The 24,409-nt window shown below is 40.6% G+C and carries 21 protein-coding genes; 17 read left to right on the top strand and 4 right to left on the bottom strand.

The window, feature by feature from the left end; genetic code table 11:
* The first annotated feature begins 35 nt into the window (after positions 1 to 35).
* The 14 genes from pplA (at position 36) to menA (ending at position 11,231) form a co-directional block, all read left to right on the top strand.
* Positions 36 to 977, top strand: a complete 942-nt coding sequence (gene pplA / locus ACYVRS_RS03955; RefSeq protein ID WP_054114866.1) for an extracellular electron transfer flavoprotein PplA — start codon at positions 36 to 38, stop codon at positions 975 to 977.
* A gap of 238 nt (positions 978 to 1,215) precedes the next feature.
* Positions 1,216 to 1,653 (top strand): hypothetical protein, encoded by a 438-nt coding sequence (locus ACYVRS_RS03950; protein ID WP_461199056.1) that lies wholly within the window; start codon positions 1,216 to 1,218, stop codon positions 1,651 to 1,653.
* Between the two features lie 16 nt (positions 1,654 to 1,669).
* Complete coding sequence (locus tag ACYVRS_RS03945) at positions 1,670 to 2,260, top strand: accessory gene regulator AgrB (RefSeq protein ID WP_313540854.1); 591 nt, start codon at positions 1,670 to 1,672, stop codon at positions 2,258 to 2,260.
* Positions 2,257 to 2,391 carry a cyclic lactone autoinducer peptide AgrD gene (gene agrD, locus ACYVRS_RS03940; protein ID WP_461199059.1) on the top strand — a complete coding sequence of 45 codons (135 nt, stop codon included), beginning with the start codon at positions 2,257 to 2,259 and terminating at the stop codon, positions 2,389 to 2,391. Before ACYVRS_RS03945 ends, agrD begins: the two co-directional genes overlap by 4 nt.
* A gap of 25 nt (positions 2,392 to 2,416) precedes the next feature.
* The gene (locus ACYVRS_RS03935; RefSeq protein WP_461202623.1) at positions 2,417 to 3,784 is read left to right on the top strand and encodes a sensor histidine kinase; all 1,368 of its coding nucleotides are present in this window, start codon (positions 2,417 to 2,419) and stop codon (positions 3,782 to 3,784) included.
* Positions 3,781 to 4,530: a LytR/AlgR family response regulator transcription factor gene (locus ACYVRS_RS03930; RefSeq protein ID WP_312542866.1), complete on the top strand. Its 750-nt coding sequence runs from the start codon at positions 3,781 to 3,783 to the stop codon at positions 4,528 to 4,530. The genes ACYVRS_RS03935 and ACYVRS_RS03930 overlap by 4 nt, the downstream gene beginning before the upstream one ends.
* A 394-nt stretch (positions 4,531 to 4,924) precedes the next feature.
* Positions 4,925 to 5,317 carry a hypothetical protein gene (locus ACYVRS_RS03925; protein WP_312542868.1) on the top strand — a complete coding sequence of 131 codons (393 nt, stop codon included), beginning with the start codon at positions 4,925 to 4,927 and terminating at the stop codon, positions 5,315 to 5,317.
* Between the two features lie 88 nt (positions 5,318 to 5,405).
* Positions 5,406 to 6,149 (top strand): hypothetical protein, encoded by a 744-nt coding sequence (locus tag ACYVRS_RS03920; protein ID WP_461199061.1) that lies wholly within the window; start codon positions 5,406 to 5,408, stop codon positions 6,147 to 6,149.
* 20 nt (positions 6,150 to 6,169) lie between these two features.
* The gene (locus tag ACYVRS_RS03915; protein ID WP_312498703.1) at positions 6,170 to 6,931 is read left to right on the top strand and encodes a hypothetical protein; all 762 of its coding nucleotides are present in this window, start codon (positions 6,170 to 6,172) and stop codon (positions 6,929 to 6,931) included.
* Positions 6,924 to 7,703, top strand: coding sequence for a hypothetical protein (locus ACYVRS_RS03910; protein ID WP_461202620.1), 780 nt, complete (start codon positions 6,924 to 6,926; stop codon positions 7,701 to 7,703). The genes ACYVRS_RS03915 and ACYVRS_RS03910 overlap by 8 nt, the downstream gene beginning before the upstream one ends.
* Before the next feature lie 25 nt (positions 7,704 to 7,728).
* On the top strand, positions 7,729 to 8,379 hold the full coding sequence (locus ACYVRS_RS03905) for an ATP-binding cassette domain-containing protein (RefSeq protein ID WP_313539021.1): 651 nt from the start codon (positions 7,729 to 7,731) through the stop codon (positions 8,377 to 8,379).
* A 284-nt stretch (positions 8,380 to 8,663) separates the two neighbouring features.
* On the top strand, positions 8,664 to 8,933 hold the full coding sequence (locus ACYVRS_RS03900; protein ID WP_461202619.1) for a hypothetical protein: 270 nt from the start codon (positions 8,664 to 8,666) through the stop codon (positions 8,931 to 8,933).
* A gap of 257 nt (positions 8,934 to 9,190) precedes the next feature.
* Complete coding sequence (locus ACYVRS_RS03895; protein WP_313539023.1) at positions 9,191 to 10,267, top strand: FAD:protein FMN transferase; 1,077 nt, start codon at positions 9,191 to 9,193, stop codon at positions 10,265 to 10,267.
* Between the two features lie 10 nt (positions 10,268 to 10,277).
* Positions 10,278 to 11,231: a 1,4-dihydroxy-2-naphthoate polyprenyltransferase gene (menA, locus tag ACYVRS_RS03890; protein ID WP_313539025.1), complete on the top strand. Its 954-nt coding sequence runs from the start codon at positions 10,278 to 10,280 to the stop codon at positions 11,229 to 11,231.
* Between the two features lie 63 nt (positions 11,232 to 11,294).
* On the opposite strand, the gene ACYVRS_RS03885 is transcribed toward menA, so the two are convergent.
* The gene (locus tag ACYVRS_RS03885; protein WP_461202616.1) at positions 11,295 to 12,257 is read right to left on the bottom strand and encodes a biotin--[acetyl-CoA-carboxylase] ligase; all 963 of its coding nucleotides are present in this window, start codon (positions 12,255 to 12,257) and stop codon (positions 11,295 to 11,297) included.
* A gap of 433 nt (positions 12,258 to 12,690) precedes the next feature.
* On the opposite strand from ACYVRS_RS03885, the gene rpoB reads away from it, so the two are divergent.
* Together rpoB and rpoC are read left to right on the top strand one after the other, a co-directional pair.
* Positions 12,691 to 16,308 carry a DNA-directed RNA polymerase subunit beta gene (rpoB, locus tag ACYVRS_RS03880; protein ID WP_054114878.1) on the top strand — a complete coding sequence of 1,206 codons (3,618 nt, stop codon included), beginning with the start codon at positions 12,691 to 12,693 and terminating at the stop codon, positions 16,306 to 16,308.
* Between the two features lie 86 nt (positions 16,309 to 16,394).
* Positions 16,395 to 20,045 carry a DNA-directed RNA polymerase subunit beta' gene (gene rpoC, locus ACYVRS_RS03875; protein ID WP_313539034.1) on the top strand — a complete coding sequence of 1,217 codons (3,651 nt, stop codon included), beginning with the start codon at positions 16,395 to 16,397 and terminating at the stop codon, positions 20,043 to 20,045.
* 87 nt (positions 20,046 to 20,132) lie between these two features.
* On the opposite strand, the gene ACYVRS_RS03870 is transcribed toward rpoC, so the two are convergent.
* Positions 20,133 to 20,777 carry an A24 family peptidase gene (locus ACYVRS_RS03870; protein WP_461202614.1) on the bottom strand — a complete coding sequence of 215 codons (645 nt, stop codon included), beginning with the start codon at positions 20,775 to 20,777 and terminating at the stop codon, positions 20,133 to 20,135.
* A 124-nt stretch (positions 20,778 to 20,901) separates the two neighbouring features.
* On the opposite strand from ACYVRS_RS03870, the gene ACYVRS_RS03865 reads away from it, so the two are divergent.
* Entirely contained in the window at positions 20,902 to 21,390 is a 489-nt protein-coding gene (locus ACYVRS_RS03865; protein WP_086275881.1) for a Dps family protein, read from the top strand.
* Positions 21,391 to 21,442: 52 nt separating this feature from the next.
* Here ACYVRS_RS03865 and argH read toward each other — a convergent pair whose 3' ends face one another.
* Positions 21,443 to 22,822 (bottom strand): argininosuccinate lyase, encoded by a 1,380-nt coding sequence (gene argH / locus ACYVRS_RS03860; protein ID WP_461202612.1) that lies wholly within the window; start codon positions 22,820 to 22,822, stop codon positions 21,443 to 21,445.
* Positions 22,823 to 22,891: 69 nt separating this feature from the next.
* Entirely contained in the window at positions 22,892 to 24,106 is a 1,215-nt protein-coding gene (locus ACYVRS_RS03855; protein ID WP_054114883.1) for an argininosuccinate synthase, read from the bottom strand.
* Positions 24,107 to 24,409: the final 303 nt, after the last annotated feature.

Below are 24,409 nucleotides of genomic sequence, written 5' to 3'. Positions count from 1 at the left end.
TGTGGGAAAAATAATATAGTAAAAGGTGGATAATCATGAAAGCAAAGAAATTGATTGTAGGTATGGCAGTATTTTCATTCGCAGCGTTATTGTTAGGGGGCTGCGGATCAGACAACAACAGTGCTGACTCTTCGTCAACTAACGAAACAACATCACAAAGTTCTACAGTGGCATCATCAACGGCAACAAGTGAAAGTGAAGCGACAGTGGTGGCTGGCGCGCCTATGCAAGATGGCACTTACAAGTTAGAAGAAAAGAATTATAAAAATGATTATAGAGTATCATTTGAGATCACAGTCGTAGATGGCAAGATCACAGAATCTAAGTATGACAACATCAATGCCGATGGCGAATCAAAAACAGAAAACACTGAATACAATGAAACGATGAAAGAAAAAGCAGGTATCAGCCCAGAAGAATTTATTCCTAAATTCAATGAAGAGTTGGTTGCTGCCCAAAGCCCATCTTCGATCGAAGTGGTTTCAGGTGCGACACATTCATTTGATTCATTCCAAAACTATGCACAACAATTGATCCAAGCAGCACAAGCCGGTAATACAGAAACGATCGAGATCGATAATGGCGCAGACTTGCAAGATGGAACATATACTTTAGAAGAAAAGAACTATTCTAACGGTTACCGAGTAGCCTTCTCTATCACAGTTGCCGATGGCAAAGTATCAGAATCAAACTATGACTATGTCAATGAAGCTGGTGAATCGAAGAAAGATGATGCCGACTACAACGAAAACATGAAAGCGAAATCTGGTACCAACCCTGAAGAATTCATTCCAAACTTCAACGAAGAATTCGTCACAGCAGTCAATGCAGAAGATGGGTCAGTTGCTGACATGGACGTCGTTTCAGGTGCGACACACAGCTTCCACAGCTTTGTGATCTATGCACAACAATTATTGAACGCTGCTGAAAAAGGCGATCAAACACCAATCGAAGTTGACAACTTTGTCACTGAATAAGCTTCTAGCAATGCATGAACAGCATCCTGAGGGATGCTGTTTTTTTGTTGAGTGAAAAGAAACGGATAGGAAAGATTGATCAGAACAAGTAACGTTTGGGTAGTCCTAAACGTTCAATTACTTTATTTGATGTATATTTACGAATGAAAAGATAGGTTTGGCGATATCAATGTGTCTGTAAAGTAAAAATGGGTAAGATAGTACGTAAGAGGACATACAAAAGAGGAAGGTAGAAAGCGTGTTGGACATATTAGAGGACAAATTAACAAGCATTCCATTTGCGTCTTTCGAAATGGTAGAAGAGGCGAATGGTGAACCAATTGTGATATATGAAATTTTTAAATTACTTAATTGTATGCCCAAGAATAGGGATGATCGATTTGAGTATGACACAACACTCATCATTGTTCTAAACAACCAATTGTTTATAAAACAAAAGAGAAAGAAGCAAGTCGATGTTTTTTTCAATCATCTTTTCAATCATTTAACAGAAGAGGGGCATTTTTTATTCTTTATTGAAACTGAATCTTCTAAAGAGCGTATTTCACTTTTAAAAAAGAAGGTGGAGGAGCTACTATTATTCATGGATAGAAAATGGATTGAAATACCGGATTTGGAAGGTCCATGGAGTGGAATGATCGTGGATAGAGTGATTGAAACAGACCTCGGATATTAGGAGAGAGGGGTAAAGAATGGAAGAAAAAGCACAATTACTAAACTTATGGCATATTGAAAAAAGAATGAGTTCATGGCTAGTTGAAAAATTGCCAATCCATAAAGAGCATGATCAGAATTTATATATCAAAGTTACGTTTGGTGCAGATGTGTTCATGAACAATTTGCTGAAGACATTGATTATCTATGGCATGGCGCTATATTTCGAGTTATTTATGCTAACGATGATTTTTCATGCGAGCTTTCTTCTTATACGTAGGCATGCCTATGGCAGACATGCAAAAAATACATTTCATTGTGTTTGTATCAGCATGTTACTTTTCTTATGTATCCCCTACTTGATTCGCCAATGGGTTCTGCCATTTCCTATACTCATGATCCAAAATATCCTTTCACTTACGATTCTTACAATCTTTGCGCCTGGAGTGACAGCGAAAAATAAAATTCGTGATGAGCGCAAACAAGAGTTAAGGGTTAAGGCGGTGACGAATAGCTTGATATTAAGCGTGATTCAACTACTTGTTCCATTGAATCATGCAAACTTAATTGCTGGCGGGATGTTTGTTGCGGCGTGTTTAACAATTATTAAGGAGGAGAAGAACAAATGAATTTTATAAAAGCCGGATTAACCAAATTTGTCATATCATGTTTTCGCTTTATTGGTGAATATAGTGTTTTAACTTGTTGTGTATCTTATTGGGATGAGATTGAAGTTCCGGATGAATTAATCATAAAATAAAAACGCCAAAAAAACATATATAAGTATGTTTTTTTGGCGTTTTTATTGTAAAATAGAATTAAAACAAGAAAGCTGGGTTTATCTACTAATGTGGTACCTATATGCATTTTACCAGTCGTTATTATTATTTTTAACTTGCTATGTCTTAGATAAAGATCAAGATAATATCTTAACCTTAACACAAGTAATTTTAGCTATTGGTGTGTGTATATTATCAGCGATATCTGGAATATTTATGGGAATATATGGTGCATTTATAATGCTTATAAGTATATCTTTGTTGAACTTTCAAAGAAATAAAAATTTACAACGTTCAATTGGCATCACTTCAATTGCTTCAATACTTTCGATAATAGCAGACCATTTATCTAATCTGGTTCGAATATTTCTGGGATTCGAAAATTCAGTCTACAGTTCAGCTATAAGTTTATTTAGATATGGTCTTTTCTTTAGTTTAGTAGTTGCTCTATTAACATACATAACTTCTTTTTTGTTTATATCTTTAAAGAGAATTAAACAGATCGAAGTACGAGATAATAAGATATTTATTCTTGCTAATTTTTTCATTCTTATTACTTACTATTCGAGTATTTTCCTAGGTTCGTATCTAGGCAATTCATCAGATTTAGTTCGTCTAAATTTCTTTTTCTTTTTATTATATCTGTGTTTATCTATCATAGCATTCAGTTTCTACTATCGAGCAATGAAAGCAAAGGTTGAAATGATCAAAAAGGAGTCAGATTACCAATCACTAATGGAATACACAGAATCAATGGAAAACCAGTACAAGGAAGTCCGAAAGTTTCGACATGATTTTCAGAATATTTTAAATTCCCTTGACGATTATGTTTTATCTGAAGATTTTTCAGGGTTAAAGAATTACTACTTAAATGAAATCAAACCAACATCTGAAGAAATATCAGAAATGAACTTTAAATTAATTGAATTACAAAATATAAAACAAAGAGAGATCAAAAGTGTTCTTGCATTGAAGTTGATGAATGCTCAAAATATTGAAATCGAAGTAAACCTAGAAGTAAAAGAAGTGATTGAGGATATTCCATTGGATGCGATTGTTTTGGTTCGCGTGTTGGGTATATTGTTGGACAATGCCATTGAAGCAATAGAGGAATTGGCAATTGGCAAGCTCACAGTGGCAGTATTTAAGAATAAACAAGAAATACAATTCATTATTCAAAATGACTGTAAAGATCATATGCCATCTATTCAGCAACTCAAAAAAGAAGGTTTTTCTACAAAAGGCGATAATCGAGGTCTTGGTCTTAGCAATATAAAAGAGATGTTAGCTAATTATAAAAATGTAGTGCTAAAAACCACTATCAAAGATCAATTGTTTACCCAACAATTCATTATTACTAGGAGGGACATATGATGCTATCAGTCTATATATGTGAAGACAACAGCAGCCAAAGAAAGAAAATGGAGCAGTTCATTACAGACTTTATCATGATTGAAGCGCTAGATATGGAGCTAATATTATCCACTGATGATCCCGAAGAAATGTTGACGTATGTTCGGCAGAATCCCGAAAAAGTTGGATTATACTTTTTAGATATAGATTTAGGTCATCAAATGAACGGCATGACGTTAGCTTCTGCGCTCAGAGAAATCGATGACTTGGGGAAAATCGTTTTTGTCACCACACACGCTGAGATGTCTTTTTTGACATTTACATACAAAATAGAAGCAATGGATTTTATTATTAAAGAAGAAACCCATCAGTTGCAGACCAAAGTTCAAAGCTGCATCATAACGGCTTACCAAAGATATGTCACTGATCGCAGTGGTAAGAAAAAGTTGTTTCAACTGAAAGTAGGGGACACGCAACAAAGTTTGCCGATAGATGACATTATAGCTTTTGAAGCTTCAACGTCAGCGCATCGGTTGATTTTATATACCGAGGACAGCGAACTAGAATTTTACGGTACAATGAAGAATTTAGAACAAAGGCTGCCTAATTTTTTTAGAAGTCATAAATCCTATCTCATTAATCTCAATCATGTATCTCAGTTGAAAAAACAAGAGCGAGTAGTGGAAATGTCAAACGGGCTGGAATGTTTTGTGTCTGTAAGAATGATTTCTAAATTAGCAAAAGTTTTGCATCAAAGAAATGAGTAAAACACACTAAATGAAATAAAATGATACGAGCAAAAGATCATATATTCTTTTGCTTTTTTTTTGAACTACCTGTCGATTGAATTTGACTAAGCAGACTAAAAATGACGTTGAAGAAGTCGTGTATGTTTTTGATAGAACGAAATAATACGGTTGCGCGTATATATATAGGTTTGAAGAAGAAAGCGTATATTCTGTTGATATTTAAGTACACTGATGAGTGTAAAGAAGAAATAAAAAAAGCAAAGCCATTAAAGTATATCTGCTAAAAACATTTAATGTGCAGCTTTGGAAGGAGGAGCGATTTGTTACAAATAGCATGGATCCTATTCGACAAGCAGAGTTGAATTGAAAATTAAAGAATGAAAACTAAAACCCCAATGTGAGGAGAAAAAATATGAATAAAACAAGAAAAAAAATTATGGCCGTTACTTTTATGTTAGCTTTAGTCGGCGGTCCTATTGCCTCAGCGCAAACATCATATGCAAATTTTAGTACTACTACAGGTAGGCTCAACGGAAGTGGATATACGGCATATCAAAAGAAAACAAATGCAAGTAACTCAGGGGATGTCCAAAAATTTTATAACGGCGGGTACAATGCAGATATCCGAATGAATAGCAGCGTTGGGAGTGGTACATGGAGACGTCAAATCGGTAGCCAATCTACTACAACTACTATTGCACCACATTCAAGTGTGAAATCAGGAACAAATGTTAGAATACAGGTCTCAAATAATTTAACAACGACTGTTAACACGCAATCAAGTGGGTCGTGGAGAGCGAGATAGAAGTTAAAAAAGAAAAATAAGGCAAATAGAATCATTTTTGCCTTATTTTTTTAAACTAAATTTGCACTAAGGTAGGAGCGGTGATTTTATGATGAACGAAATAAAACAATTAAGATGGATGGCAATGTTTTCCTCTTTTTGTGGTTTAGCAATAATTTTAATCTACTCGGTGATCGTCAACACTAACTCAATGTTTGAAAGTAATCTTCAACTATGGGAAGTCAGTCAAGATTTTTTTAATTTTTTATTTCCTTTATTTGCCACAATTCCCTTTTGTACGCTGCTGTTCTTAGAAGTCAAAGAGGGTTATCTAACATTTGTACATAACAGAATAAAACTAAAAAAATACTTGAAGTTAAAATATCAAGCCGGAGCGTTGCTTTGTGGCGTGAGCATTTTTCTAGTATCGTTTATCAGTTTCATTATCATTCTCTATCTCATCGATATTCGCTTCCCGGTGTCAGACGCTGAAGTTGAAATGAGGTACTTCTTTGATGGTATTCGACTAAATCAACCGTTAATTTATGGGTTCTTTTTATCGTTGTGGCGAGGATTACTTGGAATAGTATATTACACGTTGACATTTAATTTAGTATTTTTTACGTCAAATATTTTTATTGTGTCGACAGGTGGTTTTATCTATTCTCTCATCGAAAATTTTATTTTTTCAATTTTAGGAAAACCACAATATTCGATGACCTCTTCACTTATTCCTACACGTGTGAGCCCTGAATGGACGACGATTTCAAGTTTATTGATTGGTCCTTTGATCCTCATTTTTTTTATTGCAGTATTCATGATTTTGCAAAAGAGAAGAGGGGTCTTCAATTGATGGCAAGGAGTCGGCGATGTATGAATCGTTCTGTTTTTCGATATGACTTAGTTAAAGAATTATATTCTTGGAAAACTATTTTTATGGTGACCCTTTTTTCATTTTATGTTTCAACGTATCTAAGTACAGGTTACCAATTGGCGTTAACAGCAATTGAATTTATGATTATGTTGATCACAGACCATTACTACATTTTATACATTTTCCTTGCGCTCTATATTTTTGCAACAAACAGTGTCAAAAAAAAGCAGAGAGCATTCGTAATGATCCGTTGCAAAAACTATCTTTATTTTTGGCTTCAAGAGTTATTGAATAGTGCTTTACTAGCGATTTTCATGGTTGGTCTTCATTTGTTCACTATTGGGATGATTAGCTTTTTACACTTTCCGGCAACGTCTGATTTTAGCGGCAATCCAACACCTGAGCTGCCATTAGATGTATATCGAGAGAAATTTTCTTCGCCAATCATTACTTTGGCTGTTGTATCATTATTTTTAATCATGGGATTGATTTTTTTCACTGTCATTATTAGGTGGATGGAACATTATATCTCACAACGTAGTATTCATCTAGTGACATGGACCATCTATCTTAGTGGCATAATTGGGTTGCAAATGGGTTGGGATGAACATCTACCGTACTTATTTATCAATAATTACTTGATGTTACATCACGCAATAGCTAGAGATGCGCTTTTCAATATACTAATTGTTCAATTACTTGTTTTGGGTGGGGCGCTCTATTGTCTAAAAAATGGTAAGGGGATAAAAAACTATGAGTAAGGGTATATTTTGGTATTTTACTCATTTTATGTCTAAAAGAATCATCATGATAACACTGATCATGCTTGTCATATTTACGATATTAGATGCCTTGTATTTAAGGGTGTTTTCCAAAGAAGAATTTATTATACATTCAGGACTTGGATATGGCCAAGGGTATATACATTTACTTGATTTTGTTAAATTATTGATTTTAAATTGTACGCCAATTTATTTTATCAGCATGGTGATGGCAGATGATGCGTTTAATGACAACGCACGCATCATCCGGCTTGGAAACTTTCGCAGGAGCTTTAAGCAAATGCAAATGGTTCATTTTTTTGTCGTAACTGTCTATGTTCTTTTATATGCGAGTGTAGTTGCGATCATCACATGTATATTTTCGACAGAAACATCTATCTTCTCTATTACGGATATTCTTCTGACGAACCAAGATTTTTTTATCGGTGTACATGACTTACAGATTCTCATTATTACAAGTATTTTGAAAATCTGTGAACTAATGATGCTGCAAATATTTTATTTGATTATTTATGTATTGAGCAAAAATACAGTGGTGTCCTTTTTATCTTGTCTAGGATTGTATAGCATCTTATTTTTCAATATGTCCAGTTATATGCCAGTGGGCATATCATCAATTCAAAGATTGGTCATGCTTAATCAAACATTTGTTCCAGCAAGTGTTGTCGCTGCAAGTATATTAGTAGCCTCGTATGGTGTTGGCTATTTTATCATATGGAAAAAAGGATGCAGAAATGTGTTTTCATATTAAAAAATTATAATAGGGGTGATGTACATTGAGTCATATTATTGCATTGGAAAATATTGAAATGACCTTTAAAAAGCGATCTATTTTTTCAGATTTACATTTAACTATTGATAGGCCTAAAGTAGTGGGTTTTATTGGAGAGAATGGCAGTGGAAAGTCAGTACTATTTAAAATCATTGCCGGAATTTACCGTGCGGATAAGGGAAGGGTATTTATTCGTGACGTGAAACTTGGTGATGGGGGGATAGATTTTGCAACAAACTTAGGTCTCTTAGTAGATAGCCCAGGATTTATTGGCGTTTATACTGGATTAGCAAATTTAAAATACCTTGCTGGTATTCAGAACAAAATCGATGATGACAAAATTATTGAGCTGATGCAATTAGTAGGATTAGATCCTAATGATAAGACGTTGGTCAAAAACTATTCATTGGGGATGAAACAAAAATTGGGTATTATTCAGGCAGTGATGGAAAATCAGGATATTATTATATTGGATGAACCGTTTAATGCATTAGATGCCAAATCGGTTTCAATCGTAAAAGAACTTGTCATGACATTATTTGAAGAAGGAAAAACAATTCTTTTGACAAGTCACAATCAAATGGATCTGGATGATTTATGCCATGAAATGTATCGTATAGAAGATTTTAAATTAAATCCAGTTTCTACTAAGTAACTAACTTCAAAGAAGTAACTTCAAAGCTGTAGGTTGATAGTTGCCATGTATCCTGAGCAATCACAACTTTGTCACTAAATAAGCTTCCAGCAATACATGAACAGCATCCTGAGGGATGCTGTTTTTTTGTCCATCAGAAAGTATATACCTAGCTGTTTTTTTCACGAGATTCATCGTGGCGTGAAAAACGTGAGTATCTATTCTGGTACTGTCCATTATATAGTGAAGTCAAAAGCGTCAGTATAAGACTAAGTAGACACACCAACAAATGAAAGGATGTTTTTTTGAAAATAGATAAAATCGATTTTTCTGCTTTTGTGTATAAAATGAGTTGCTTGGAGTATTCCTACTACTTGATAAAAAATGGGCAATCCAATATCACCTTAACAAGCAAAGAAAAAGAAGAGATAGAAAGTATTATTTATAACCAATTACATAGAGCTTTACTGTCTTCACGACGCACCTATTTGTTCTCCTCTAAAGTCAAACTATCCAAAAAAGAAAAAGCCATTTATAAATTATTAAAGAAATATGCGCATATCGTTGAGACGTAAGATAATGGAAATGTTAAAGCGCGCATCAATGGATTGATAGCGAAACGATCGATTAGATCTCTTTTATCCAGGCAGTATTCGTGTACGTTTGAACGAGGTAGCTCATAGTGAACCACCCACGAAGTGAAATCCGCATGCTATTTTCTCCGACCATTAAAGAATCCTAAAACCAGCACCGAATCATAGAAAAAACCTTTTCATCGATGCAAAAAAAGGCTATTATATGATGGTTGAAGTCAATAGAAAAGAGGAAAATCATGAAAAAGAAACTACCGTTTTTTCTGATGATTGTTTTATGTGTCACAATGTTGGCAGCATGCGGCAGTGAAAAGGAAACAACCACACTTAGAGACGATCCTTATTATCAAGAAGAATTTTTGTTAGGCACTTATACCCGTATTCGTATTTATGATGAAGGCAAGGAATCTGCGATGGAACCAGCTTTTGCCCGCATCAAGGAGTTGGGGGACAAGATCACAATCAATCAATCGGGTTCTGAGATCGATGAGATCAATTCCCAGGCTGGGATCAAACCGGTCAAAGTGTCCGATGATATCTACTACTTATTAAAGGACGCTTATGCGTATAGTGAAAAGTCGGATGGCGGATTCAATATGGCGATCGGTGCAATCACACAATTGTGGCGCATTGGATTTGACGATGCCCGCAAACCAGAACAGTCAGAGATCGATGAAGCGTTGAAACATATCGATTACAATAAAGTTGAATTCAATGACGATGACCAAACGGTTTATTTGCCGGACAAAGATATGATCATTGATTTGGGTGCGATCGCCAAAGGATATATCACAGACGAAGTGGTCAAAGTGTTGAAAGACAATGGGGTCACTTCAGCAATCGTTGATTTAGGCGGGAATGTTTATGTGCTTGGTCATAGCAATCGCGGGGAAGATGAACCGTGGAATGTCGGCATTCAAGATCCAAATAAATCTCGTGGATCGATCATTGGGAGTATCAAAGAAACCAACAAAACAGTCGTCACATCAGGTATTTATGAACGCTACTTGAAAGTCGGCAATCAGACGTACCATCATATTTTTGATTCAGAAACCGGCTATCCTTATGACAGCGATGTAGCTAGTGTGACTGTCATTACCGACAAATCTATTGATGGCGATGGGTTAACGACTGTGGCCTTTGATAAAGGGGTCAAGGAAGGGCTTGCGTACATCGAAGAACATACAGAAGATGGCACGGATGCGATTTTCATCACCAAAGAAGACATTGTCTATGTGACAGATGGCATCAAAGATACCTTTGAATTGTCGGATGAATCTGGGTATACGATGGGAGATCGTTCAGATCTAGAGTAGGAGGAGTCAAATGTCCCTTGCGGTATTTTTAGAAGTTGTCGAGCTGCGGACCAAAGTAGCAAGTGTGTTTCCCTTTGTGATGGGGGTATTGTTCTCTTTGGTGTATTTTCATGAAATACATCCGGTAAATACAGTCATCTTTTTTATCGGTATGCTGGTTTTTGATTTGACCACCACATCGATCAATAACTATATGGACTTTAGAAAAGCCAAATCAGAGCAATACAAGTTTGAACACAATGTGATTGGACGAGAAAAAGTACCGGAAGCATTGGTGCGCAACATGATTTTTGGGATGTTGGCGTTGACCTTTGTGATTGGCTTGTATTTGACCTATGCGACAGGTTGGCTGCTGCTGGTGATGGGGGCTGTGGTTTGTTTCATTGGGGTCTTTTATACCTTTGGGCCAATCCCGCTGTCTCGGATGCCGTTAGGTGAAGTCTTTAGTGGATTTACGATGGGATTGGGGATTTTTGCGATCACGATCTATATCAATACTGTGAATCAAAAAGTCTTCTATCTAGCCCTTGATTTTGCGAGCGGGACATTTGGTCTGATTGGCAATCTTTGGGCGGTCTGCGCCATCGTGTTGGCTTCCTTACCCTTGGTGTTTACGATCGCCAATATTATGTTGGCCAATAATTTACGAGATTTAGAAGCGGATATCGAGAACCATCGGTATACGTTGGTCTATTACATTGGTCGTCAACATGGGATCCAATTGTTTCAAGGCATGATGCTGGCGTCTTATGCCGCCTTGCTGCTAGGTTTCTTGTTTGGGATTTTTCAATGGCCGATTTTACTGGTCTTCTTGTCATTGCCGAAAATTCGCCAAAACTTGAAGGCACATCAAGCCAGTCTGCCTCATCCGAAGAGCTTTGGTTATTCGATCAAGAACATGATTTTTTTCAATAGTTGTTATGCTGGTGGTTTGCTGCTGTGCTTATTCTGGCAACTGATTTGAATCGGCAAAAAACGTCTGCGATGCATCAGCCAAATGGTTGATCTTTTGCAGACGTTTTTGCGTTTAGTATTTCTCTAGACTGATCTCGCCAGAAGACAAGACCTTGGTTTCCGTGGCAGTTTTGACCACTAGTTCCCCCGTTGAAGTAATATCTTGTGCGATCCCTTCATAGGTGACCCCTTGTTGGGTAAATTGGACGTGGCGTCCTAAGACAAAGGACTTCTCACGGTAACGACCCAAATAATCGTCGTTAGGCAATGCAGCCAATAAAGCAAAGAAGCGGGTCCAAATCTCAGTGATCAATGCACTACGAGAAAAGGTTGGTGCTTCTTCGTGGGCAAACAGTGAAGTGGCTTTGTCGCGAATCTCAGCTGGGAAGTCGGACTGGGGAATCGAGAAACTAATGCCGATCCCAATAATGATTGATGTGATCCGTCCGCTCTCGAAATCACTCGTGGCTTCAGACAAGATACCACAGATTTTCTTGCCATCTAAATAAATGTCGTTGACCCATTTGATCGACGTTTGTTGACCCAATAAAGCATCGATGGCTTCAGCAACAGCAACAGCAGCCAGTACAGTGTATTGGGGCAATTCTTGGAAAGATTGGTTGGGTTTTAAGAGCAGGCTCATATAGATTCCTTGTTTTTTCGGTGAAAAGAAGGGCCGATTAAAACGACCATGGCCGCCTAATTGTGTTTCAGTCAGAAACAAGGCCGGTGTCGTCACGTCAAGCTCAAGCGCCGCCAATTTGGCTTCTTTCATGGTCGATTCAGTCGCTTCACTCGTACTAATCGTGGGAATCATGGCTAAATCTTTGCTCAATGCTGCGGCATTGTACAGATCAGTAGAAAGATAGCGATAGCCGTTGGCCAAATGGTCAAATTGATAGCCTTCTTTTTCCAATTCTTTGATGGCTTTCCAGACGGCGGTTCGAGAGATTGCCAATGATTGGGCAATTTTTTCGCCAGATAACACAACATCTGATTGCTGGAGCAAATGCAGGATTTTTTCTTTGGTTGTCATAGCCGATTTCCTTTCAATATGTTTCACGTGTAACGTTTTCGTAAGCATAGCAAGAAAATAAGAAAAAGCAAAGAATTTTCAGATAAAATTTTGAGATTACGCGTCCGTTTTTTCTTAAAAAAATCTTAGCATTTGCCCCCATCAGAAAAGGATTGGAACTTCCAATGAAAGCTTGACATAAAAGTGTTTCATCTGTATAATAAGGAGTTGCAAAAACTATCTGAACGAAAAAAGCAGAAACGAAATATTGTCCGTTTCGGCGTAGGAATAGGAAAACAAAAGTAGAAAATGCCCAATGCATCTGTTCTATTTTTGGTTTTTTTTTGCCTAAATGCCGCAAAAAATGCTTTCTGTTACACATACTTAATATTTGTAATAGTTTTGTAAATAATCGGATAGCCTTTTTGAAAGACTTTATGAAGAGGTGAAGAGCTTGGCTGGACACGTAGTAAAATACGGAAAGCACCGCGAACGTAGAAGTTTCGCACGGATCAGTGAAGTATTAGAATTACCGAATTTGATTGAAATTCAAACCGACTCTTACCAATGGTTCTTAGATGAGGGCCTAAGGGAAATGTTTGAAGATATTTTGCCGATCGAAGGATTTAATGGCAACTTGTCCCTTGAATTTGTTGATTATGAATTGAAAGAACCGAAGTACACAGTAGAAGAAGCCCGCGCCCATGATGCGAACTATTCCGCACCATTGCACGTGACATTGCGTTTGACAAACCGTGAAACTGGCGAAATCAAATCACAAGAAGTCTTCTTTGGCGATTTCCCATTGATGACAGAACAAGGCACATTCATTATCAACGGAGCGGAACGGGTTATCGTTTCTCAGTTGGTCCGTTCTCCAGGTGTCTATTTCCACGGTAAAGTGGACAAAAACGGAAAAGAAGGCTTTGGTTCAACTGTGATCCCTAACCGTGGTGCATGGTTAGAAATGGAAACTGATGCCAAAGATATTTCTTACGTACGGATCGACCGTACCCGCAAAATTCCTTTGACTGTCTTGGTCCGTGCTTTAGGGTTCGGTTCAGATGACACGATTTTTGAAATTTTCGGTGACAGTGATTCATTGCGCAACACGATCGAAAAAGACTTGCACAAAAACGCAAGTGATTCTCGTACTGAAGAAGGATTGAAAGATGTTTACGAACGTCTGCGTCCAGGCGAACCAAAAACAGCAGACAGCTCAAGAAGCTTGCTGAATGCCCGTTTCTTCGATCCAAAACGTTACGACTTAGCAAATGTTGGTCGTTACAAAGTCAACAAAAAATTAGATTTGAAAACACGTTTGTTGAATCTAACATTAGCAGAAACATTGGTTGATCCTGAAACAGGCGAAATCATCGTAGAAAAAGGCACTGTGTTGACGCACCAAGTCATGGAAACATTGGGCGCCTTTATCGATAATGGATTGAACAGTGTGACATACTATCCATCTGAAGATGGTGTTGTCACTGAACCAATGACTGTACAAGTCATCAAAGTCTTCTCACCAAAAGACCCTGAACAAGAAGTCAATGTGATTGGCAATGGCTATCCAGATACAGCTACACGGACGGTTCGCCCCGCAGATATCATTGCTTCAATGAGCTATTTCTTCAACTTGATGGAAGGAATCGGCAATGTCGATGATATCGATCACTTAGGGAATCGTCGGATCCGCTCTGTCGGTGAATTGCTGCAAAACCAATTCCGTATCGGTTTGGCACGGATGGAACGTGTGGTTCGGGAACGGATGTCGATCCAAGATACCGAAACATTGACACCACAACAATTGATCAATATTCGTCCAGTTGTTGCAAGTATCAAAGAATTCTTTGGTTCTTCTCAGTTGTCACAGTTCATGGACCAAACAAACCCATTGGGTGAGTTGACCCATAAACGTCGTCTATCTGCCTTAGGACCTGGTGGTTTGACTCGTGACCGCGCCGGCTATGAAGTCCGCGACGTTCACTATTCCCACTATGGCCGTATGTGTCCGATCGAAACGCCTGAAGGACCAAACATCGGGTTGATCAATAGCTTGGCGTCTTATGCGAAAGTCAACAAATATGGGTTTATCGAAACACCTTACCGCCGTGTGGATCGCGAAACAGGTCGCGTGACAGACAAAATCGATTATTTAACTGCTGATACCGAAGACCACTACGTTGTGGCCCAAGCGAACAGCTTGTTGAACGAAGATGGTTCATTCGTGAATGATGTCGTTATGGCCCGTGCCACTTCTGAAAACTTAGAAGTAACGATCGACAAAGTGGATTACATGGACGTTTCACCAAAACAAGTAGTTGCTGTCGCAACTGCATGTATTCCTTTCTTAGAAAACGATGACTCCAACCGTGCCTTGATGGGTGCCAACATGCAGCGTCAAGCTGTGCCGTTGATCAATCCGAAATCGCCTTGGGTCGGTACAGGTATGGAATACAAATCTGCCCATGACTCAGGTGCTGCATTACTATGCAAACAAGACGGAATCGTTGAATATGTCGATGCTGCTGAAGTCCGCGTACGTCGCGACAACGGTGCGCTAGATGTATATTCAGTAACCAAATTCCGCCGTTCAAACTCAGGAACAAGTTATAACCAACGCCCATTGGTTGCCCTTGGCGAAAAAGTAGAAAAAGGCGATATCTTAGCAGATGGCCCTTCTATGGAAAATGGCGAAATGGCTTTAGGCCAAAACGTCCTAGTCGCATTCATGACTTGGGAAGGATACAACTACGAAGATGCCATCATCATGAGCCGTCGGTTGGTCAAAGATGATGTGTATACTTCGGTCCATATTGAAGAATATGAATCAGAGGCCCGTGATACAAAATTAGGACCTGAAGAAATCACCCGCGAAATCCCGAACGTAGGGGAAGACGCATTGAAAGACTTAGACGAAATGGGGATCATCCGCATTGGTGCTGAAGTCAAAGATGGCGACTTGCTTGTTGGTAAAGTTACACCGAAAGGCGTGACTGAACTATCTGCTGAAGAACGCTTATTGCATGCGATCTTTGGTGAAAAAGCCCGCGAAGTCCGTGATACATCCTTGCGTGTACCACATGGCGGCGGCGGTATCGTCCACGATGTCAAAATCTTTACCCGTGAAGCCGGCGATGAATTGTCACCTGGTGTCAATATGCTGGTTCGCGTTTATATCGTCCAAAAACGTAAAATCCATGAAGGGGATAAAATGGCCGGACGTCACGGAAATAAAGGGGTCGTTTCACGCATCATGCCTGAAGAAGACATGCCTTTCTTGCCAGACGGCACACCAGTCGATATCATGTTGAACCCATTAGGGGTACCTTCTCGGATGAACATCGGACAAGTATTGGAATTACACTTAGGAATGGCTGCCCGCCAACTAGGTATCCATGTCGCAACACCAGTCTTTGATGGTGCAAGTGATGAAGATGTTTGGGCAACTGTCGCAGAAGCTGGAATGGCCAGCGACGCTAAAACAGTCCTTTACGATGGCCGTACCGGAGAACCATTTGATGGTCGGATCTCTGTCGGTGTGATGTACATGATCAAATTGGCCCACATGGTCGATGACAAATTGCATGCCCGTTCAATCGGACCATACTCATTAGTTACACAACAACCATTGGGTGGTAAAGCCCAATTTGGTGGACAACGTTTCGGAGAAATGGAAGTATGGGCACTGGAAGCTTATGGTGCTGCATATACATTACAAGAAATCTTGACCTACAAATCTGATGATGTCGTTGGTCGTGTGAAAACATACGAAGCCATCGTCAAAGGTGAACCAATTCCAAAACCAGGCGTACCAGAATCATTCCGCGTATTAGTGAAAGAATTGCAATCATTAGGTCTAGACATGCGTGTCTTGGATATCGATGATGCAGAGATCGAATTGCGTGACATGGATGATGACGATGATGATTTGATCACCGTTGATGCCTTAACAAAATTTGCTGAGCAGCAAAATGCCCGTGAATTAGAACAAAAAGCACAAACAGAAGCTAAAAATGCCGCCGATGCGTTGAACCAACAAATCGAAACAGCAGAAGATCGCTTGCAATAATAGCCAAGTGCCTTCTTTCCGCAACCTGCGGAAAGAAGGCCTGCGCTATCGGACATGTCCATGAAACGAAATGGAGGGAACCTTTTTTGATCGATGTAAATAAATTCGAAAGTATGCAAATCGGTTTGGCTTCTCCTGAAAAAATCAGAAGCTGGTCTTATGGTGAAGTAAAAAAACCAGAAACCATTAATTACCGTACGTTAAAACCTGAACGCGAAGGGTTGTTTGACGAGCGTATTTTCGGTCCTACCAAAGACTGGGAATGTGCTTGTGGAAAATACAAACGGATCCGTTACAAAGGAATCGTTTGTGACCGTTGCGGCGTTGAAGTAACCCGCTCTAAAGTACGTCGTGAACGCATGGGCCACATTGAGTTGGCTGCGCCAGTATCACATATCTGGTACTTCAAAGGGATTCCTTCACGGATGGGTCTCGTCTTAGACATGAGCCCCCGCGCATTAGAAGAAATCATCTACTTTGCCTCATATGTCGTGATCGAACCAGGCAATACCAGCCTTGAGAAAAAACAATTATTGACTGAACGGGAATACCGAGAAAAACGGGACCAATACGGCCAAGAATTTTCAGCAGCTATGGGTGCTGAAGCCATCAAACAATTGCTAGATGGTGTTGATTTAGAAGGCGAAGTTGCTGAACTGAAAGAAGATTTGAAAAATGCAACTGGCCAAAAACGGACCCGTGCGATCCGCCGTTTGGATATCTTAGAAGCTTTCCGTGCTTCAGGAAACAAACCAAGCTGGATGGTCATGGATGTCATTCCAGTGATTCCGCCTGATTTGCGCCCAATGGTGCAATTAGAAGGTGGCCGTTTTGCCACAAGTGACTTGAATGACCTTTACCGTCGTGTCATCAACCGTAACAACCGTTTGAAACGCTTGTTAGACCTGAATGCACCGAACATCATTGTCCAAAATGAAAAACGGATGCTTCAAGAAGCTGTTGATGCATTGATCGATAATGGCCGCCGCGGCCGTCCAGTCGCAGGTCCAGGGAACCGCCCATTGAAATCTCTTTCTCATATGTTGAAAGGGAAACAAGGACGTTTCCGTCAAAACTTACTAGGTAAACGGGTTGACTACTCTGGTCGTTCCGTTATCGTCGTAGGTCCATTCTTGAAAATGTATCAATGTGGATTGCCAAAAGAAATGGCTATCGAATTGTTCAAACCATTTGTGATGCGTGAATTGGTTTCCCGTGAAATCGCCTCAAACATCAAAAATGCCAAACGCAAAATCGAACGCCAAGAAGATGAAGTTTGGGATGTCTTAGAAGACGTCATCAGAGAACATCCAGTCCTATTGAATCGGGCACCTACGTTGCACAGACTAGGAATCCAAGCTTTTGAACCAGTATTGGTTGAAGGCCGTGCGATCCGTTTGCACCCATTGGTTTGTGAAGCCTACAACGCCGATTTCGATGGAGACCAAATGGCCGTTCACGTACCGTTGAACGAAGAAGCCCAAGCAGAAGCACGGATGTTGATGCTTGCAGCGCAAAACATTTTGAATCCAAAAGATGGTAAACCAGTTGTAACCCCATCTCAAGATATGGTTCTAGGGAACTACTACTTGACGATGGAAGAAGAAGGCCGTGAAGGGGAAGGCATGATCTTCCGTGACATGGATGAAGCCGTGACTGCTTGGCGCAATGGCTACGTGCATTTACACTCACGTATTGCTGTGAATCCAAACACACTGGGCGACAAACCTTTCACTGCTGAACAAAAAGAACGTTTGATGGTAACGACTGTCGGTAAAGTGATCTTTAACTCGATCATGCCGCCTGAATTCCCATTCTTGAATGAACCAACAGACTTCAACTTGACTGTTCAAACACCAGACAAGTATTTTGTCGAAGCGGGTACTGACGTGCCAGCATTCATCAAAGATCAACCATTGGTCTTGCCATTCAAGAAGAAAAACTTAGGAAATATTATTTCTGAAGTCTTCAAACGTTTCCGTATCACAGAAACGTCACGCATGCTTGACCGCATGAAAGACTTGGGATACAGCCACTCAACAATGGCCGGTATCACTGTTGGGATCGCCGATATCATGAACTTGCACGAAAAACATGACATCATTGACAACGCCCATAAACAAGTCGAAACGATCACCAAACAATTCCGTCGTGGTTTGATTACAGATGACGAACGGTATGAACGGGTTATCGGCGTGTGGAATGCAGCCAAAGATGAGATCCAATTGAAACTGATGGAATCATTGGAAGCGAAAAACCCAATCTTCATGATGTCAGATTCAGGTGCCCGTGGTAACATCTCCAACTTTACTCAGCTTGCTGGGATGCGTGGATTGATGGCCGCACCGAATGGCCGTATCATGGAATTGCCGATCATTTCGAACTTCCGTGAAGGTCTATCTGTCTTAGAAATGTTTATCTCTACCCATGGTGCCCGTAAAGGGATGACCGATACCGCCTTGAAGACAGCCGATTCAGGTTACTTGACCCGTCGTTTGGTTGACGTGGCCCAAGATGTCATCATTCGTGAAGACGATTGTGGAACGGACCGTGGTTTAGATATCCAAGCGATTCGTGAAGGCAATGAAATCATTGAAGCACTAGAAGAACGCTTAGTTGGTCGTTATACACGTAAATCGATCATCCATCCTGAAACTGGCGCAGTAATGATGGGTGTCAATGAATTGATCACAGAAGATTTGGCTCGTGCGATCGTAGATGCGGGTATCGAAACCGTATCGATCCGCTCTGTCTTTACATGTAACACCAAACATGGTGTATGTAAACATTGTTATGGCCGTAACTTGGCAACTGGTTCTCAAGTTGAAGTAGGTGAAGCAGTCGGAACCATCGCTGCCCAATCTATCGGTGAACCTGGTACGCAGTTGACCATGCGTACATTCCATACCGGTGGTGTAGCCGGAGACGATATCACACAAGGTTTGCCTCGGGTCCAAGAAATCTTTGAAGCCCGTAACCCTAAAGGTCAAGCGGTCATTACTGAAGTAACTGGTGAAGTCATCGACATTTCTGAAGATCCTTCAACCCGTACCAAAGAAGTGACGATCAAAGGTGAAACGGATACTCGTACGTACACAGTACCGTATACCGCCCGCATGAAAGTGGCAGAAGGCGACTTCATCCACCGTGGTGCACCATTGACTGAAGGTTCGATCGATCCTAAACAATTGCTGCAAGTTCGCGATGTGCTGTCAGTTGAAAACTATCTATTGCGTGAAGTTCAACGTGTTTACCGGATGCAAGGGGTAGAAATCGGCGACAAACATATTGAAGTAATGGTTCGTCAAATGTTGCGTAAAGTTCGCGTCATGGATCCAGGTGATTCAGGTATCTTACCAGGTACATTGTTAGATATCGCCGACTTTACTGACCAAAACTACAATACATTGATTGCTGGTGGCGTTCCTGCAACAAGCCGTCCGGTATTGCTAGGGATCACGAAAGCTTCCTTGGAAACAAACAGCTTCTTATCTGCTGCTTCCTTCCAAGAAACCACACGTGTATTGACTGATGCTGCAATCCGCGGCAAGAAAGATCCATTGCTAGGATTGAAAGAAAATGTTATCATCGGTAAAATCATCCCAGCTGGTACTGGTATGGCCCGTTACCGTGAAATGGAACCAAAAGAAGTTTCAGTAGCAAGCGAAAATGTCTATAGTATTTCTGACATCGAAGCCCAAATGGCTGCTGAAGATGCGTTGAATAATCAAAAATAAGCTAAAATGAATGAGCCAATGTTCTGAATAACAAAACACCTGAGAAGTCAGTGATGATTTCTCAGGTGTTTTTTTGATGAATATAGCTTATAGGGAGTTAGGAATAAGTCGGACGATACATAGACCCAAACTTAAAAAAGGAACGAAAGGTAAGTGGTGAATAGGCCATCTCCATATGACATAGTACAAGGCAAAAACTACCATGCCTAAGCCGCTGGCAATGAGCAGCAGCCAGGCAAGCTCTGATAAAGTCAGCCAAGGTGCCCATCCAATCAGGAGCAGCACATCGCCATCGCCTAACTTCCCCCATAGAACAAAGCCAAACATAGGGAGGACAATCAGTAGTGTATGCCAATGTATGTGGTTGCCTTGCAAGAGATGGCCAGCAGCTACTGCCGCTAGACCTGGATAGAGCAGGCACGCAGGGACGCTGTAATCAATCAAATCAGTGATACTAAGCAAATAGCCGCTAGTTAGCCAAATCACTGTCAGCACCGCCTCAGAAGCGGATAGACTGTTGAATATCGTACATAGCAAAATCCCATAGATCAAACCGATAGCGGAGATTGTGAAAGGATTGAAAGAAAGGATAGTAGATGCTTTTTCAGGAAAACCTTCGGGGTCTTTTGATGGTTTGGTATACGACAATGGCGGTTGGCTATAATACTGGTGAAGTAAATAGACCAAGATCGTTCCCAGAATCCAGCCAAATAAGAAGATAAAAACTGACATATTCAATCACCTCATAAAGAAATACGTAAATATGTTGAGAAATTTTCTCAAGTAGAGGATTTCAGTGTACTTTTATCGAGATTCGTACTATGCTTAAATTAGAGAAATTTAAGGAGGAATCGTTATGAAATTTGAACAAACAAAAGAAGTTTTGAACCAACTTGTTGCTGATTTGAGCCAAATGGCAATGGTCGTTCACCAAACACATTGGTATATGCGTGGACCAGGATTTTTGACTTTACATCCGATGATGGATGATTTTATGGATGATTTGAACGATCAATTGGATGAGATCTCAGAGCGTTTGATCACATTGGATGGTTCACCTTATTCAACATTACGAGAAATGGCTGACAATACACAAATCCATGATGAAGTAGGCAATTGGGACCGTACGATCCCAGAACGCTTAGCGACATTAGTGGAAGGCTATCGCTACTTGGCTGACTTATACCAAAAAGGCATCGAAGTCAGTGGTGAAGAAGGCGATGATCCAACACAAGATATCTTTATCGGCTTCAAAACAGCCATCGAAAAACGCATATGGATGATCCAAGCGCATCTAGGCGAAGCGCCATTGATCGATCCAGCAAAATCACGGGTCCGTCATTAAACAAACGAAAAAGTGCGGGGCATAAAGCCTCCGCACTTTTTTTATTTATGGGTCAATGCGCCATCAATGCTTCTTTGGCGACCTTGATTTGATACGCGACTTGATCGAACCCAGTCCCGCCATAAGAATGACGATTTTTGACAGCGGCATAGGAATCAAGTTTGTCGTAAATATCGGCGTCGATCAATTCGTTGATGGCTTGATAGTCTTCCAAAGGAATATCTTGCAAATAGATCCCTTTGCTGAGACAATCACTGACCAACTTCCCAACGATCTCATGGGCCTGTCTGAAAGGAATGCCTTTGGTTGCCAGATAATCTGCCAATTCAGTGGCGTTGGAGAAGTCTTTCTCTGTCGACTCTTTCATCCGTTCTTGGTTCACCGTCATCGTGGCAATCATCCCCGCCATGATCTGCAGGCTTTTGGTGATGGTTTCGGCACTGTCGAACATGCCTTCCTTGTCTTCTTGGAAGTCTTTGTTATACGCCAAAGGCAAACCTTTCATCACCGTCAATAAGCCAAAGAGGTTCCCATAGACACGTCCTGTTTTTCCACGGATCAATTCCGCCATGTCTGGGTTTTTCTTTTGAGGCATAATCGAACTGCCGGTAGAGAAGGTATCCGTTAGTTCGACAAATTGATATTCATGGCTGCACCAGAGGATGATTTCTTCACAAAAACGAGAAAGGTGCATCATCAAGAGCGATGCATTGCTTAGAAACTCCAAGATGAAATCACGGTCGCTGACCGCATCCAGGCTATTCGCATAAATATGGCTAAACCCCAGGGCATCTGCCGTGAATGTGCGGTCGATAGGGAAGGTGGTCCCTGCCAATGCAGCACTGCCTAAAGGCATGATATCGATGCGGTCCAAGCTCTCGCTGAAGCGGGCTTGGTCTCGTGTCAGCATACTATAGTAGGCCAGTAAATGATGGGCAAAAGAAATCGGTTGGGCGTGCTGTAAATGCGTATAGCCAGGCATTACAGTATATATATTGGCTTCCGCTTGATCCACCAAGGCCTTGCGCAATTCTTCGATCAATCCAATGACTGTTTCAACGACTTCTTTCAGATACAAATGCATATCCGTTGCGACTTGATCATTTCGACTGCGGGCTGTATGCAGCTTGCCAGCAGTTGGACCAATCAATTCGTGTAAGAACGTTTCGATATTCAAATGAATATCTTCATTCTCGACACTGAAAGTCAGTTCGCCTGCTGCTAGTTGTTGCTGGATCGTTGTTAAGCCGCCAATGATTGCTTCGCTGTCTGCTTGGCTGATGATCCCAGTATGGGCCAACATCTTTACATGGGCCAAACTACCCATGATATCCTGTTTTGCTAATTTTTGGTCAAAGGAGATCGATGCCCCAAATGCGTCGACCCACGCTTCGTTTTTGCCATCAAAACGGCCACCCCATAATTTTGCCATGTCACACTCACCTCAAAAAAAGATTACGGCTGAAGCGGCACCTGCGTGTCTTTTCAGCCGTGTTGGTTTTTAAATCAATGTTTCGGTTAGTTTTTGCTGCGCTTGGATCTCTGCGTGGACTTTACTTGGCAGTCCCCATAGTTTGATGAAGCCAATCGCTGCATGTTGATCAAACGTATCTGCAGACGTATACGTCGCTAAGTTTTCATCATATAGACTGTTTTCTGATTTCCGACCTTCACAAATGACGTTGCCTTTGAATAATTTCAAACGCACGATGCCGTTGACGTAGACTTGCGTGCTTTTCAAGAAAGCAATCAAGGCATCAGTGATCGGGTTGAACCACAAGCCGTCATAAATGATTTGGGCCAATTGTTGTTCGATGATTGGTTTGAAATGTGCCAACTCACGGACAAAGACCAAATCTTCCAATTCTTTATGGGCGGTCATCAAGGTGATGGCCCCTGGACATTCGTAGACTTCCCGCGATTTGATGCCCACCAAACGGTTTTCGATATGATCGATCCGGCCAATCCCATGTTCACCAGCCATTCGATTCAACTTCAAAATCAATTCAGCCAAATTCAAGGTTTCACCATCGATCGCTGTCGGTACGCCTTGATCAAACGTAATCTCAACGATGGTTGGCACGTCAGGCGTGTCTTCCAATTCTTGTGTGATGGCATAAGCCCCTTTAGGCGGTGTTGCCCACGGATCTTCTAAGACGCCGCATTCGCATGCGCGTCCCCACAAGTTTTGGTCGATTGAGTAAGGATTGTCTAAATCAGCAGGGATCGGCACCCCTTTTTCTGCGGCATATGCAATCTCTTCCTCACGGGACCATTTCCATTCCCGGACAGGAGCGATGACTTTCAAATGCGGTGCCAAAGCTGAGATCGCCACTTCAAAACGTACTTGGTCGTTGCCTTTGCCGGTACAACCATGGGCAACCGTCGTCGCGCCAGTGGCCAAAGCCAATTCAACCAATTTTTTGGCAATCAATGGTCGAGACAAAGCGGATACTAACGGATAAGAGTTTTCATAGAAAGTATTGCCTTGTAAAGCAATCAAAGCGTAATCTTGCGCAAATTCTTCGCGGGCATCGATGGCATAGGATTCGATGGCGCCAACTTCCAAAGCTTTATTCTTGATCGACTCGGTGTCGCGGCCTTCGCCAATGTCCAAACAACAAGCGACCACGTCATAGCCTTGATCCGTTAACCATTTAATTGAGACAGAGGTATCTAAGCCTCCAGAATAAGCCAAAATTACTTTTTCTTTCATATTTATGAACTCCTTTTCTCGGTTGTATTCAAGTGATTGAAGTTATCTTAACAGAATAAAAATAGAAAATCAAGCAATAAATTAAATATTTATACATAATATGATGCTGAATTCATCTTTTATACGTAAAAATGTGAGTGCAGATGAAAGGCCTGCATAGGCATGGTCAATTTATTATATACACTAGATTCGATTGAATATGCAATTTTATGAATAGTTGATAGGAAGAAATAAACATGGAGGAATATCAGGAGAAAGCGGTGAAAGAAAATTTTTGAAAACACGTGGAAATACGTTGACATT

This window comes from Enterococcus salsurae (assembly GCF_054784955.1).
This window is presented reverse-complemented; position numbering and strand designations above follow the sequence as displayed.